Origin of the sequence: Neorhizobium fuzhouense (assembly GCF_042611105.1) — a bacterium.
In the GTDB taxonomy this organism is placed as follows: domain Bacteria; phylum Pseudomonadota; class Alphaproteobacteria; order Rhizobiales; family Rhizobiaceae; genus Neorhizobium; species Neorhizobium galegae_A.
Genome location: NZ_JBHFFP010000015.1, coordinates 1 through 13,012, shown reverse-complemented (window position 1 = coordinate 13,012; position 13,012 = coordinate 1). Strand labels below are relative to the sequence as shown.

General features: G+C 59.8%; 25 protein-coding genes. All 25 read right to left on the bottom strand.

What is annotated here, in order from left to right:
* Positions 1-10: 10 nt before the first annotated feature.
* Positions 11-379 carry a 30S ribosomal protein S13 gene (gene rpsM, locus ACEXP3_RS21860; RefSeq protein ID WP_210102756.1) on the bottom strand — a complete coding sequence of 123 codons (369 nt, stop codon included), beginning with the start codon at positions 377-379 and terminating at the stop codon, positions 11-13.
* 240 nt (positions 380-619) lie between these two features.
* Positions 620-1,270 carry an adenylate kinase gene (locus ACEXP3_RS21855; protein ID WP_210102757.1) on the bottom strand — a complete coding sequence of 217 codons (651 nt, stop codon included), beginning with the start codon at positions 1,268-1,270 and terminating at the stop codon, positions 620-622.
* Entirely contained in the window at positions 1,267-2,607 is a 1,341-nt protein-coding gene (gene secY / locus ACEXP3_RS21850) for a preprotein translocase subunit SecY (protein WP_210102758.1), read from the bottom strand. The genes ACEXP3_RS21855 and secY overlap by 4 nt, the downstream gene beginning before the upstream one ends.
* 233 nt (positions 2,608-2,840) lie before the next feature.
* A complete protein-coding gene (gene rplO, locus ACEXP3_RS21845) occupies positions 2,841-3,314 on the bottom strand; it encodes a 50S ribosomal protein L15 (protein WP_210102759.1) in 474 nt (157 codons plus the stop codon).
* 16 nt (positions 3,315-3,330) lie between these two features.
* Entirely contained in the window at positions 3,331-3,525 is a 195-nt protein-coding gene (rpmD, locus tag ACEXP3_RS21840; RefSeq protein ID WP_210102760.1) for a 50S ribosomal protein L30, read from the bottom strand.
* Between the two features lie 11 nt (positions 3,526-3,536).
* Positions 3,537-4,106, bottom strand: a complete 570-nt coding sequence (gene rpsE, locus ACEXP3_RS21835) for a 30S ribosomal protein S5 (RefSeq protein ID WP_210102761.1) — start codon at positions 4,104-4,106, stop codon at positions 3,537-3,539.
* A gap of 154 nt (positions 4,107-4,260) precedes the next feature.
* Entirely contained in the window at positions 4,261-4,623 is a 363-nt protein-coding gene (rplR, locus tag ACEXP3_RS21830; RefSeq protein WP_210102762.1) for a 50S ribosomal protein L18, read from the bottom strand.
* A 12-nt stretch (positions 4,624-4,635) separates the two neighbouring features.
* Positions 4,636-5,169 carry a 50S ribosomal protein L6 gene (rplF, locus tag ACEXP3_RS21825; protein WP_210102763.1) on the bottom strand — a complete coding sequence of 178 codons (534 nt, stop codon included), beginning with the start codon at positions 5,167-5,169 and terminating at the stop codon, positions 4,636-4,638.
* Between the two features lie 41 nt (positions 5,170-5,210).
* Positions 5,211-5,609, bottom strand: coding sequence for a 30S ribosomal protein S8 (gene rpsH / locus ACEXP3_RS21820; RefSeq protein ID WP_210102764.1), 399 nt, complete (start codon positions 5,607-5,609; stop codon positions 5,211-5,213).
* A gap of 12 nt (positions 5,610-5,621) precedes the next feature.
* Positions 5,622-5,927, bottom strand: coding sequence for a 30S ribosomal protein S14 (rpsN, locus tag ACEXP3_RS21815; protein ID WP_210102765.1), 306 nt, complete (start codon positions 5,925-5,927; stop codon positions 5,622-5,624).
* A 32-nt stretch (positions 5,928-5,959) separates the two neighbouring features.
* Positions 5,960-6,517 carry a 50S ribosomal protein L5 gene (rplE, locus tag ACEXP3_RS21810; protein ID WP_210102766.1) on the bottom strand — a complete coding sequence of 186 codons (558 nt, stop codon included), beginning with the start codon at positions 6,515-6,517 and terminating at the stop codon, positions 5,960-5,962.
* Positions 6,510-6,818 (bottom strand): 50S ribosomal protein L24, encoded by a 309-nt coding sequence (gene rplX / locus ACEXP3_RS21805; protein WP_377299327.1) that lies wholly within the window; start codon positions 6,816-6,818, stop codon positions 6,510-6,512. Before rplX ends, rplE begins: the two co-directional genes overlap by 8 nt.
* 14 nt (positions 6,819-6,832) lie before the next feature.
* Positions 6,833-7,201 (bottom strand): 50S ribosomal protein L14, encoded by a 369-nt coding sequence (rplN, locus tag ACEXP3_RS21800; protein ID WP_007770138.1) that lies wholly within the window; start codon positions 7,199-7,201, stop codon positions 6,833-6,835.
* Positions 7,202-7,435: 234 nt separating this feature from the next.
* Complete coding sequence (rpsQ, locus tag ACEXP3_RS21795; protein ID WP_210102768.1) at positions 7,436-7,672, bottom strand: 30S ribosomal protein S17; 237 nt, start codon at positions 7,670-7,672, stop codon at positions 7,436-7,438.
* Between the two features lie 12 nt (positions 7,673-7,684).
* Entirely contained in the window at positions 7,685-7,885 is a 201-nt protein-coding gene (gene rpmC / locus ACEXP3_RS21790) for a 50S ribosomal protein L29 (RefSeq protein ID WP_016553554.1), read from the bottom strand.
* A 12-nt stretch (positions 7,886-7,897) separates the two neighbouring features.
* Entirely contained in the window at positions 7,898-8,311 is a 414-nt protein-coding gene (gene rplP, locus ACEXP3_RS21785; protein ID WP_210102769.1) for a 50S ribosomal protein L16, read from the bottom strand.
* 38 nt (positions 8,312-8,349) lie between these two features.
* The gene (gene rpsC / locus ACEXP3_RS21780) at positions 8,350-9,072 is read right to left on the bottom strand and encodes a 30S ribosomal protein S3 (RefSeq protein WP_210102770.1); all 723 of its coding nucleotides are present in this window, start codon (positions 9,070-9,072) and stop codon (positions 8,350-8,352) included.
* A complete protein-coding gene (rplV, locus tag ACEXP3_RS21775; protein ID WP_306838472.1) occupies positions 9,072-9,461 on the bottom strand; it encodes a 50S ribosomal protein L22 in 390 nt (129 codons plus the stop codon). The genes rpsC and rplV overlap by 1 nt, the downstream gene beginning before the upstream one ends.
* A gap of 2 nt (positions 9,462-9,463) precedes the next feature.
* Entirely contained in the window at positions 9,464-9,742 is a 279-nt protein-coding gene (rpsS, locus tag ACEXP3_RS21770) for a 30S ribosomal protein S19 (RefSeq protein ID WP_028735901.1), read from the bottom strand.
* A 15-nt stretch (positions 9,743-9,757) separates the two neighbouring features.
* Positions 9,758-10,594 (bottom strand): 50S ribosomal protein L2, encoded by an 837-nt coding sequence (gene rplB, locus ACEXP3_RS21765; protein ID WP_210102772.1) that lies wholly within the window; start codon positions 10,592-10,594, stop codon positions 9,758-9,760.
* A 17-nt stretch (positions 10,595-10,611) separates the two neighbouring features.
* Entirely contained in the window at positions 10,612-10,905 is a 294-nt protein-coding gene (locus ACEXP3_RS21760) for a 50S ribosomal protein L23 (RefSeq protein ID WP_137131958.1), read from the bottom strand.
* Entirely contained in the window at positions 10,902-11,522 is a 621-nt protein-coding gene (gene rplD / locus ACEXP3_RS21755) for a 50S ribosomal protein L4 (RefSeq protein ID WP_210102773.1), read from the bottom strand. Before rplD ends, ACEXP3_RS21760 begins: the two co-directional genes overlap by 4 nt.
* Positions 11,523-11,535: 13 nt before the next feature.
* Entirely contained in the window at positions 11,536-12,177 is a 642-nt protein-coding gene (gene rplC / locus ACEXP3_RS21750; protein ID WP_210102774.1) for a 50S ribosomal protein L3, read from the bottom strand.
* A gap of 37 nt (positions 12,178-12,214) precedes the next feature.
* Positions 12,215-12,523, bottom strand: a complete 309-nt coding sequence (rpsJ, locus tag ACEXP3_RS21745) for a 30S ribosomal protein S10 (RefSeq protein WP_003547547.1) — start codon at positions 12,521-12,523, stop codon at positions 12,215-12,217.
* A gap of 330 nt (positions 12,524-12,853) precedes the next feature.
* Positions 12,854-13,012: EF-Tu C-terminal domain-related protein (locus ACEXP3_RS21740; protein WP_508436202.1), on the bottom strand; the 159-nt coding region annotated here is incomplete at its 5' end.

Sequence of the window (13,012 nt, the reverse complement as noted above, 5' to 3'; positions counted from 1 at the left end):
GCCTGAAAAATTACTTCTTCTTACCGGCGATCGCCTTTGCCGGACCCTTGCGGGTGCGGGCATTGGTGTGCGTGCGCTGACCGCGGACCGGCAGGCCGCGACGATGGCGCAGGCCGCGGTAGCAGCCGAGGTCCATCAGACGCTTGATGTTCATCGCGGTTTCGCGACGCAGGTCACCTTCAACCTGGTAATCGCGGTCGATGGTTTCGCGGATCGAGAGGACTTCTGCGTCCGTCAGCTGATGAACGCGACGTTCAGCCGGAATACCGACCTTCTCGACGATTTCCTGTGCGAATTTAGGGCCGATCCCGTGAATATAGGTCAGCGCGATAACGACGCGCTTCGCAGTCGGGATGTTGACGCCAGCGATACGTGCCACGCCTATTCTCCTTGCGTTCCAGTTGCCATCCGGCAAGTGGTGCTTCTTCCATGAGAGCAGCCATAGAGGGCCGCCAGTTCAAATCTCATCCGTGACAAGTCAAAACGACCGGACCGGACATCCTTGCGGATGTTCCGCGCCGATCGCAGCAATGTCGCGAGTTGGCGCGGTCTTTAGCGGAATCAGTCGAAAATAGCAACCGGCCCCGCCAAGATTCTTGGGGTAACGCCCGGGCAAACCTCAAAGGTCTGCCAGGATCGCTTCAATCTGCGACGTCACGACGTCCATTTCTGCCATGCCATCGACGCTCTTCAGCTTGCCCTTGGCATAGTAGTAGCCGATGAGCGGCGAGGTTTCCTTGTAGTACACCTCGAGTCGCTGCGTCATCGTCTCGGCATTGTCGTCCGGACGGCGCTTGAAGTGGGTCGAACCACACTTGTCGCAAACCCCTTCGACGCCCGGCTTGTGGTCCGTGTCGTGGTAGACGGAACCGCAGCTTGCGCAGCTGTAGCGACCCGAAACACGGCGCACCAGCTCCTTGTCGTTGACCCGAAGCTCGATCACCACCGAGAGGTCGATGCCCTTGGCCGCAAGCATGGCCTCGGTCGCATCGGCCTGCACCAGCGTGCGCGGAAAGCCATCGAGAATAAAGCCGTTGGCACAGTCCGGCTGGTCGATCCGCTCCGAGACGATCGCAATCACGATGTCGTCGGAGACGAGCTTGCCCGAATCGAGCACCGCCTTGACGCGCTTGCCCACTTCGGTTTCCGCCAGGATCGCTGCACGCAGCATGTCACCCGTCGACAATTGCGGAAGGCCGTGCTTTTCAACGATCCGCTGGGCTTGGGTCCCCTTACCCGCCCCCGGCGGCCCCAAAAGAATCAATCTCATCGTCCCCTCTTTCCTCCACGCAGCTTGGACTTCTTGATCAGACCTTCATATTGCTGTGCAATCAGATGGCCCTGGATCTGTGCTACCGTATCAAGGGTAACACTGACAACGATCAAAAGCGAAGTACCACCAAGGGCTAATGGGATACCCGTCCTTGCGATCAGCGTTTCGGGAAGAATGCAGACGAACACGAGGTAGATGGCGCCGATGACGGTGATGCGCGTCAGGACGTAGTCGATGTATTCCGCGGTGCGCTCGCCCGGACGAATGCCCGGAATGAAGCCGCCATGCTTCTTCAGATTGTCGGCCGTATCCTTCGGATTGAAGACGATGGCCGTGTAGAAGAACGAGAAGAAGGCAATCAGCGCGCCATAGAACAGCATGAACAGCGGCTGGCCGTGCTGCAGCGAGCCGATGACGGCCGTTGCCCAGGACGGCAGGTTCGTATTGCCGGCGAAACCCGCAGCCGTCGCCGGCAGAAGCAGAAGCGACGAGGCAAAGATCGCCGGGATGACGCCCGCGGTGTTCAGCTTCAGCGGCAGGTGCGACGTATCGCCCTGGAACATCCGATTGCCGACCTGGCGCTTCGGATACTGGATCAGCAGCCGGCGCTGGGCGCGTTCGACGAAGACGATGAGCGCGATGACGCCGATGGCAACGACGACGACGGTCAGGATGAGCGCGGTCGACAGCGCACCGGTACGGCCGAGTTCCAGCGTTCCGGCCAGCGCCTTCGGCAGGCCTGCGGCAATGCCGGCGAAGATGATCAGCGAAATGCCGTTGCCGATGCCGCGCGAGGTGATCTGCTCGCCGAGCCACATCAGGAACATGGTGCCGCCGAGCAGCGTCACGACCGTCGAGATGCGGAAGAACCAGCCCGGATCAATCACCAGCCCCTGCCCGCTCTCAAGGCCGGCGGCAATGCCATAGGCCTGCAGCGTGCCGAGAAGGACCGTGCCGTAACGGGTATACTGGTTGATGATCTTGCGGCCCTGTTCGCCTTCCTTCTTCAGGTTTTCCAGAGAAGGCACGACGGAGGTCATCAGCTGCACGATGATCGACGCGGAGATATACGGCATGATGCCGAGCGCGAAGATCGCCATGCGCTCGACAGCACCGCCGGCAAACATGTTGAAGAGGCCGAGAATGCCGCCCGCCTGGCCGCGGAAGGCCTGCGCATAGGCTTCAGGGTTGAGACCCGGCAGCGGAATATGCGTCCCGAGACGATAGACAAGCAGAGCCGCCAGTGTGAACCACAGGCGCTTCTTGAGATCCGTCGCTTTGGAAAAAGTTGAAAAATTAAGATTGGAGGCCAGTTGTTCAGCTGCAGAAGCCATGCATTTCTCCGCCTGACCAATTCCGGCGGCGCGCCCCTGCGGCCAGATCCGGAAAGCAGTCCATATTCAGGTTCATAAAACCGGGAGACGGAAGGGCTGCCATGCAACCTTATGCCTCACCCCGTTTTCCGCGATGTCCCGGACGTGCCCGCAAATCGGGTCCGGAATCGTGAGGCTCACATATGGGAGCAAAATCGCCCGGTGTGAAGCACCCCGGGCGATTCTTCAGTTCATTATTCGGCGGAAGCAACTTCCGGCAGCTTGATCGAGCCACCGGCCTTTTCGATCTTCTCGACGGCAGCCTTGGAGGCGCCGGCGGCTTCGATCGAAACCTTGGCCGTCAGTTCGCCATCCGACAGAATGCGGATGCCGTCCTTCAGGCGACGGATGACACCGGCGGCCTTGAGGGCTGCCGCATCGATCGGTGCAGAAGCGTCGAGCTTCTTGGCGTCGATGGCGGTCTGGATGCGGCCGAGCGACACGACAACAAATTCGGACGCGAAGATGTTGTTGAAGCCGCGCTTCGGCAGACGACGGTAGATGGGCATCTGACCGCCTTCGAAGCCGTTGACGGCAACGCCGGAACGGGCCTTCTGACCCTTGACGCCGCGACCACCGGTCTTGCCCTTGCCAGAACCGATACCGCGACCAACGCGGATACGGTCCTTGGTGGAGCCTTCGTTGTCCTTGATTTCATTCAGTTTCATGATGTCTTCCTCCGTCTCACTTCTCGTCGACGACGCGAACGAGATGCTGGACAGACCGGATCATGCCACGCACAGACGGGGTGTCTTCCAGCGTGCGAACCCGGTGCATCTTGTTGAGGCCGAGGCCGATCAGCGTCTGGCGCTGTACGGCGGGCCGGCGAATGGGGCTTCCGATCTGTTCGACCGTTACCGTCTTGGTTTCATTGGCCATCGACGAACTCCTTATTCTTCCTGAGCATTGCCGGAAGCGGCACGGCGAGCCTGAAGCGTTGCATACTTGATGCCGCGCTGTGCTGCCACGTCCTTCGGATGCACCTGGTGCTTCAGGGCGTCGAACGTTGCGCGAACCATGTTGTACGGGTTCGACGAACCGGTCGACTTTGCAACGACGTCATGAACGCCGAGCGTTTCGAAAACGGCGCGCATCGGGCCACCGGCGATGATACCGGTACCGGCCTTGGCGGCACGCAGCAGAACCTTGCCAGCGCCGTGACGGCCATTGACGTCATGATGAAGCGTACGGCCATCGCGCAGCGGTACGAAGATCAGGTCGCGCTTGGCAGCTTCAGTTGCCTTGCGGATAGCTTCCGGCACTTCACGTGCCTTGCCATGGCCAAAGCCAACGCGGCCCTTCTGGTCGCCAACGACGACGAGTGCAGCGAAACCGAAACGACGGCCACCCTTGACAACCTTGGCAACGCGATTGATCGCGACCAGCTTGTCAACGAATTCGCTATCGCGCTCTTCGCGGTTCGAGCGATCGTCGCGCGAGCCTCTCTTTTCCTGTGCCATTGTCCTTTTCCTTTTTCTTTTCCGGTTCGAACGGCAACATTCGAATAGCCGACGGATCCCCGCCTTGAGGGATATCCACCGGCCGGTGATGGCGCACGAGACCAAGGTCCCGGACACCGAAACGTCCGGTCCCCGAAAGGACCGGACGAATGCCTTAGAAGCTCAGACCGCCTTCGCGGGCAGCATCGGCAAGTGCCTTGATGCGGCCGTGGAAAATGAAGGCGCCGCGGTCGAAGACCACTTCCTTCACGCCAGCCGTGACGGCGCGCTCTGCAACGAGCTTGCCGACTGCGGCAGCAGCAGCGATGTCGGCACCCGTCTTCAGGGACGTGCGCAGACCGCCATCGAGCGTGGAGGCGGCCGCAAGCGTGCGACCAGCCACGTCATCGATGACCTGGGCATAGATGTTCTTCGACGAGCGATGAACCGACAGACGCGGGCGACCGTTCGCAACCGCCTTGATCTGGCGGCGCACGCGGCTCGCGCGCTTTGCAAGTGCTTGTTTCCTGCTAGCCATTTCGCGTCAACCTTACTTCTTCTTGCCTTCCTTGCGGACGATACGTTCCTCGGCGTACTTGACGCCTTTGCCCTTGTAGGGCTCTGGACCGCGGTATTCGCGGATTTCCGCTGCTACCTGACCGACCTGCTGCTTATTGATGCCGGTGACGACGATTTCCGTCGGCTTCGGCACGGCAATGGTGATGCCCTGCGGGGGCTCATAGACGACGTCATGGCTGAAACCGAGCGACAGCTGCAGGTTCTTGCCCTGCATGGCCGCGCGGTAACCGACGCCGTTGATTTCGAGCTTGCGCTCAAAACCGTCCTTCACGCCTTTGAAGATGTTTTCGATCATCGTGCGGGACATGCCCCACTTGGACCGAGCATCCTTGCTGTCGTTGGCCGGAACCACCGATACGGCGTTATTGTCGAAGGTAACCTTCACTTCGTCGTTTGCAACGAAGACGAGTTCGCCTTTCGGGCCTTTTGCAGTCACTGTCTGGCCTTCAACCGAGGCCGTGATCCCTGCAGGTACCTGAACGGGCTTCTTACCGATACGAGACATTGTTCAACCTGTCTGTTTCGCTGGAGAACGTTGCATCAGCCTTAGAAGACCGAGCAAAGTACCTCGCCACCAACATTCTGTTCGCGAGCCTGGTGATCGGCCATCACACCCTTCGGAGTCGAAAGGATGGTGATGCCGAGGCCGTTCGCGACCTGCGGAATGGACTTAACCGAGACATAAACTCGGCGGCCCGGCTTGGACACGCGGCCAATCTCACGAATGACGGACGCGCCTTCATAGTACTTCAGTTCGATTTCGATCTCGGACTTGCCGTTACCGTAATCGGTCTGGGTGTAACCGCGGATGTAGCCTTCCGCCTGCAGCACGTCGAGCACGCGAACGCGCAGCTTGGAAGCCGGCGTGGTCACGGAAGACTTGCGACGGGCAGCGCCGTTGCGGATGCGGGTGAGCATATCGCCCAGAGGATCAGTCATGGTCATTGAACCGTCTCCTTACCAGCTGGACTTAACGATGCCGGGAACCTTGCCCAGGTTGCCCAGTTCGCGAAGCGCGATACGGGACATCTTGAGCTTGCGGTAGAAGGCGCGCGGGCGACCGGTGACTTCGCAACGGTTGCGGATGCGCGTCTTCGAACCGTCACGCGGCAGCGAAGCGAGCTTCAGAGTAGCCTGGAACCGCTCTTCGATGGGCAGGTCCTGGTTCATGACGGTTGCCTTCAGGGCTGCGCGCTTGGCAGCCTGTTCGGAAACCGTCTTGCGGCGGCGCTTGTTCTTTTCGATTGCGCTTGTTTTCGCCATATCGAGTTCCTTTTCTACGCTCGTCGTTACGGTTACTGACGGAACGGGAAGTTGAACTCTTTCAGAAGAGCCCGCGCTTCGTCGTCCTTGGTGGCCGTCGTGCAAACGATGATGTCCATGCCCCACATCTGATCAACCTTGTCGTAGTTGATCTCCGGGAACACAATGTGTTCCTTGATGCCCATGGCGAAGTTGCCACGGCCGTCAAAGCTCTTCGGATTCAGGCCGCGGAAGTCGCGAACGCGCGGCAGCGCGATGTTGACCAGGCGATCCAGGAATTCATACATGCGAGCGCCGCGCAGCGTCACCTTGGCGCCGATCGGCATGCCTTCGCGGACCTTGAAGCCGGCGATGGAGTTGCGGGCGCGGGTGATGACCGGCTTCTGGCCGGCAATCGCTGCGAGATCGGCGGCAGCAACGGAAGGCTTCTTCGAATCAGCCGTAGCTTCACCGACGCCCATGTTGATGACGATCTTCTCGAGCCGCGGAATCTGCATCTCGTTGGCGTAGGAAAACTGCTCCTGCATCGCCTTGCGAATGCGGGATACGTATTCTGCCTTGAGACGCGGCGTGTACTTTGCCTCAGCCATCGATCACATCTCCCGTACGCTTGGCCACACGGACCTTCTTGCCATCGACCACGGAGAAGCCAACGCGGGTCGGCTTGCCGTCCTTCGCGACGAGCGCGATATTGGACAGATGGATGGAGGCTTCCTTGTTGATGATGCCGGCTTCCTGCGTCTGGGTCTGGCGCTGGTGGCGCTTGACCATGTTGACGCCACGCACGACGGCGCGGTCTTCCTTCGGCATCACTTGAACGACTTCACCGGTACGGCCCTTGTCCTTGCCGGTGAGTACGACGACGTTGTCGCCCTTACGAATTTTCTGCATGGCTATCCGCCCCCTTAGAGTACTTCCGGAGCCAGCGAGATGATCTTCATATGGTTCTTGGCGCGAAGTTCGCGCGGAACCGGTCCGAAGATACGGGTGCCGATCGGCTCTTTTTTATTGTCGATGAGGACCGCTGCGTTGTTATCGAAGCGGATGACGCTGCCGTCGGGGCGGCGGATGTCCTTGGCGGTGCGAACAACGACGGCTTTCATAACGTCGCCCTTCTTGACGCGGCCGCGCGGGATGGCTTCCTTGATCGACACCACGATGATGTCGCCGATGGAAGCGTACTTGCGCTTGGAGCCGCCCAGCACCTTGATGCACATGACACGACGCGCGCCGGAATTATCGGCAACGTCGAGGTTTGTTTGCATCTGAATCATGTCAGGTCGCCTTCTCGTAATGACTGGAACGGTTGGGCCTTGGCCCCCTCTTCCAGCTCATGGACATATTTGTTTTTCGCGCGGGATGGATCTTGCCAAGGTGGTTTCTCGTCAAGAGACCTTCCCTGCGCTGCAAAGCAAAAGAACGCCCGTGACCGGGCGTTCTGCGCCAATGCGCTGCTTCATACAGATTTCTACGCCGAACACAAGGCCCGGAACGCATCGAGCTGTAAATTAAGCCTGGGCGGAGATGACCGTCCAGCACTTGTCTTTCGAGATCGGTGCGCATTCCTGAATGGAAACCACATCACCGGTCTTGTACTGATTGTTTTCGTCGTGAGCCTTGTACTTCTTGGAACGACGAACCGTCTTCTGGAGCAGCGGGTGAGCGAAACGACGCTCAACCCGAACCACTACCGTCTTGTCGTTCTTGTCGCTGACCACGACGCCCTGCAGAATGCGCTTCGGCATATTGTTCTTCCCTTAGGCCTTTGCTTCTGCCGCCTTCTGGCGGGCAATGGTTTTCACGCGGGCGATATCCTTGCGGACTTCGTTGACGCGCGAGGACTTTTCGAGCTGACCGGTTGCCTTCTGGAAGCGCAGGTTGAACTGCTCCTTCTTCAGGTCCGCAAGCTTGTCCTTGAGCTGGTCGGCCGTCAGGCCGCGTACTTCTTCGGCTTTCATGTGCCTTACCCCTTACTCTGCGATGCGCTGAACGAAGCGCGTCTTGACCGAGAGCTTGGCGGAGCCGAGACGCAGGGCCTCGCGCGCCGTTTCCTCGGACACACCGTCGATTTCAAACATCATACGGCCGGGCTTGACCTTGCAAGCCCAGTATTCAACCGAACCCTTGCCCTTACCCATACGCACTTCGGTCGGCTTTGCCGTGACCGGAACGTCCGGGAAGACGCGGATCCATACGCGACCGGCGCGCTTCATGTAACGCGTGATCGCGCGGCGGGCCGCTTCGATCTCGCGTGCATTGACGCGGTTCGGTTCGAGTGCCTTCAGGCCGAATTCACCGAATGCCAGGTCGAAGCCACCCTTGGCGACGCCCTTGATGCGGCCCTTGAACTGCTTGCGGTACTTGGTACGCTTTGGCTGCAACATTTTCTTACTTCTCCGAGCTTATCTTTCGCCAGCGCTAATCAAGCGTTCTCGCGACGACGATCACCACGGTCGCGGCTTGCCGGACCCTGTGCGTCACCTTCGAGAGCGCGGCGTTCAGAAGCCATCGGATCATGCTCAAGGATTTCGCCCTTGAAGATCCAGACCTTGATGCCGCAGATACCGAATGCGGTTTCGGCTTCCGCCGTCCCGTAATCGATGTCGGCGCGCAGCGTGTGAAGCGGCACGCGGCCTTCGCGGTACCATTCGGTACGCGCGATTTCCGCACCGCCGAGACGACCTGCGCAGGTGATCTTGATGCCTTCGGCGCCAAGACGCATGGCCGACTGAACGGCACGCTTCATGGCACGACGGAACGCCACGCGGCGTTCCAGCTGCTGGGCGATCGACTGAGCGACCAGCGTGGCATCCACTTCCGGCTTGCGCACTTCAACGATGTTGAGGTGCGTTTCGGAATTGGTCATCGTGGAGATCTTCTTGCGAAGCTTCTCGATGTCCGCACCCTTCTTGCCGATGATCAGACCCGGGCGAGCCGAGTGGATCGTGACGCGGCACTTCTTGTGCGGACGCTCGATGATCACCTTGGCGATGCCGGCCTGCTTCAGCTCGGACATCAGGTATGCGCGGATCTTCAGGTCTTCATGGAGCAGCTGGCCGTATTCGGCGTTGTCGGCGAACCAACGGCTGTCCCAGGTCCGGTTAATGCCGAGGCGGAAACCGATCGGATTGATTTTCTGACCCATTATGCGGCCTCCCCTTTTTCCTCGACTTCGCGCACGACGATCGTGAGATGCGCGAACGGCTTTTCGATGCGGGATGCACGACCACGGCCACGAGCGTGGAAGCGCTTCATGGTGATGGACTTGCCGACATAGGCTTCGGCGACGACAAGGCTGTCGACGTCGAGGTCATGGTTGTTTTCGGCGTTGGCGATTGCAGACTCAAGGGTCTTCTTCACCTGGCCGGAAATGCGCTTGCGGGAGAACTCGAGTTCTGCAAGCGCGCGCTCAACCTTCTTGCCGCGGATCATGGCGGCAACCAGGTTCAGCTTCTGCGGGCTGACGCGAAGCGTGCGGGCAACAGCCTGCGCTTCATTGTCCTTCAGCCGGCGTTCGGTCTTTGCCTTCGCCATGATTACTTCCTCTTTGCCTTCTTGTCCGCACCGTGACCGTAGTAGGTCCGGGTCGGAGAGAATTCACCGAACTTGTGGCCGACCATGTCTTCGTTGACGCTGACCGGAACATGCTTGCTGCCGTTGTAGACACCAAAGGTGAGACCGACGAACTGCGGCAGGATCGTGGAGCGACGGCTCCAGATCTTGATCACTTCGCTACGACCGCCTTCACGAACCTTCTCAGCCTTCTTGAGAAGATAGCCGTCAACGAACGGACCTTTCCATACTGAACGAGCCATTTCTGACTACCTCTCTTACTTCTTCTTCAGGTGGCGCGAGCGCATGATGAACTTGTCGGTCGACTTGTTCGAGCGAGTCCGCTTGCCCTTGGTCGGCTTGCCCCACGGGGAAACCGGGTGGCGACCACCGGACGTGCGGCCTTCACCACCGCCGTGCGGGTGGTCGACCGGGTTCATGACGACACCGCGGTTATGCGGGGTCTTGCCGCGCCAGCGGGTGCGACCGGCCTTGCCGTCGTTGGTGTTGCCGTGGTCCGGGTTGGACACGGCGCCAACGGTTGCCAGGCACGAGCCCGGAACCAGACGCTGTTCACCCGAATTGAGGCGCAGGATCGCCATGCCGGCATCGCGGCCGACGAGCTGGACATAGGTGCCAGCCGAACGTGCGATCTGACCGCCCTTGCCGGGCTTCATTTCGACGTTGTGGACGATCGAACCGACCGGGATGTACTGCAGCGGCATGGCGTTGCCGGGCTTGACGTCCACAGCCTTGTCGGAGGCAATCACCTTGTCGCCGGCAGCCAGACGCTGCGGAGCCAGGATGTAGGCCTGTTCGCCATCGGCGTAGTTGATGAGCGCGATGAAGGCCGAACGGTTCGGGTCGTATTCCAGACGTTCGACCGTGCCTTCGACTTCAAACTTGCGACGCTTGAAATCAACAAGACGGTAGGTGCGCTTGTGACCGCCGCCGATGAAGCGGGCGGTGATGCGACCGAGGTTGTTACGACCGCCGCTCTTGGAGAGACCTTCCGTCAGCGCCTTGACCGGCTTGCCCTTCCAGAGGCCAGAGCGGTCGACGATGACCAGCTGACGCTGGCTGGGGGTCGTCGGGTTAAAGCTTTTCAATGCCATTGTTCTTGTTCCCTACCTCAGACGCCGGTCGATACGTCGATCGACTGGCCTTCAGCAAGCGTCACGATCGCCTTCTTGACGTCCTTCTGCTTGCCGATGAAGCCGCGGAAACGCTTGGTCTTGCCCAGACGGACGAGCGTGTTGACGGCCTTGACCTTGACGCCGAACAGAGCTTCCACGGCAGCCTTGATTTCAGGCTTGGAAGCGTCCTTGGCGACGTTGAAGACGACCTGGTTCTGTTCAGACAGAAGCGTCGACTTTTCGGTGATCGAAGGAGAGACGATCACATCATAGTGGCGAAGATCGGTCACTTGAAACGCTCCTCTAGAGCTTCCACTGCAGCCTTCGACAGGACGAGCTTGCCGCGACGCAGGATGTCGTAAACATTGATGCCCTGAACCGGCAGAACATCGACGTTCGGGATGTTCTGGGCAGCGAGCTTGAAGTTGCTGTCGAGTTCGGCGCCGCCGATCACGAGAGCATTGGTGAGGCCGAGCGTCTCGAACGTGCCGGCCAGTGCCTTGGTCTTGACTTCGGCAGCAACCAGCTGATCGACGATGATCAGGTCTTCAGCCTTCAGCTTTGCCGAGAGCGCGTGACGCAGAGCAAGTGCACGAACCTTCTTGGGCAGGTCATGCTCGTGGCTGCGAACAACCGGACCATGAGCCTTGCCGCCGCCGCGGAACTGCGGAGCGCGTGCCGAATGGTGACGAGCGCGGCCCGTACCCTTCTGCTTGTACATCTTGGCGCCCGTGCGCGAAACTTCGGCGCGGGTCTTGGTCTTGTGCGTGCCCTGCTGCTTCTTGGCAAGCTGCCAGCGCACCATGCGGGCCAGGATGTCCTGGCGGGGGTCGAGGCCGAAGATCTCGTCCGACAGGGAGACCTTGCCGGCGTCTTTACCCTCGAGGGTCTTGACGTTGAATTCCATGTTCTTGGCTCCCTTACTTCGCGGCCGACTTGACGGCGTCGCGGACGATGATCCAGGAACCCTTCGAACCGGGGACGGCGCCCTTGACGAGGATCAGGCCACGGTCGTCATCCAGCGAAACCACTTCGAGGTTCTGGGTGGTGATGCGCGTCTGGCCCATGTGACCAGCCATGCGCTTGCCCTTCCAGACGCGACCCGGATCCTGGTTGGAACCGGTCGAACCATGCGAGCGGTGCGAAACGGACACACCGTGCGTGGCGCGAAGACCGCCGAAGTTATGGCGCTTCATGGCACCGGCAAAACCCTTACCGATCGAGGTACCCGTCACGTCGACCAGCTGGCCAGCCGTGAAGTGGCTCGGGGTGATGGCGGAACCAACATCGACGAGATTGTCGGCATCGACGCGGAATTCGACGACCTTTGCCTTCGGCTCGACCTGAGCCACGGCAAAGTGACCACGCAGGGCCTTCGTCGTGTTCTTGACCTTGGCAACGCCAGCGCCAAGCTGAACAGCCGTGTAGCCGTTCTTTTCATCTGTGCGGTGCGCGACAACCTGGCAGTTCTCAACGCGCAAAACCGTCACCGGGACATGCTCGCCAGCGTCGTTATAGACGCGGGTCATTCCCACTTTCTGTGCAATTACACCTGAACGCATCGGTTCAATCCTTCTCACTCAGCTCAAGACGCGAGTCTCAGAGCTTGATTTCCACGTCGACGCCGGCGGCGAGATCGAGCTTCATCAGCGCATCTACCGTCTGCGGGGTGGGATCGACGATGTCGAGCAGACGCTTATGCGTGCGCATTTCGAACTGCTCGCGGCTCTTCTTATCGATGTGAGGGGACCGGTTAACCGTAAACTTCTCGATGCGAGTCGGAAGCGGAACGGGGCCCCGGACGCTAGCTCCGGTGCGCTTCGCCGTCGACACAATCTCGCGCGTGGAAGCATCGAGAATTCGGTGATCGAACGCCTTCAGGCGAATGCGGATATTTTGGCCGTTCATTCGACGTTATCCTTGTTATCTTGTTCTCCCCGGTGCCAACAGCACGGCAGGGGGTGTTCTTTATCTGAAAAGGCGGGACCACCGGTGTCAAAGATCGAGGAGAACGCCGCGATGCGACATCCTCATCCAGTCTTCGGGCCCAAAAGCCCACCTTTTGGATTGTTTTACCCGCCTCGCAAAAGCGAAGCAGGCCGCAAATCTTGCTCGCGCGCCATTTGCAACATTTTCATGTCATACGCAAGCGCCAACCGGCGCTGCGCATGAAATTTCGTGGATCATCGGTTAAAAAGCACCGGGCGAGAGAAAACCCCTCGCCCGGCAGGCTTTGAATTACTCGATGATCGAAGCGACGATGCCCGCGCCAACGGTGCGGCCGCCTTCGCGGATTGCGAAGCGCAGCTTTTCTTCCATGGCGATCGGAACGATCAGTTCAACGGCAACCGTGACGTTGTCGCCCGGCATAACCATTTCCGTGCCTTCCGGAAGCGA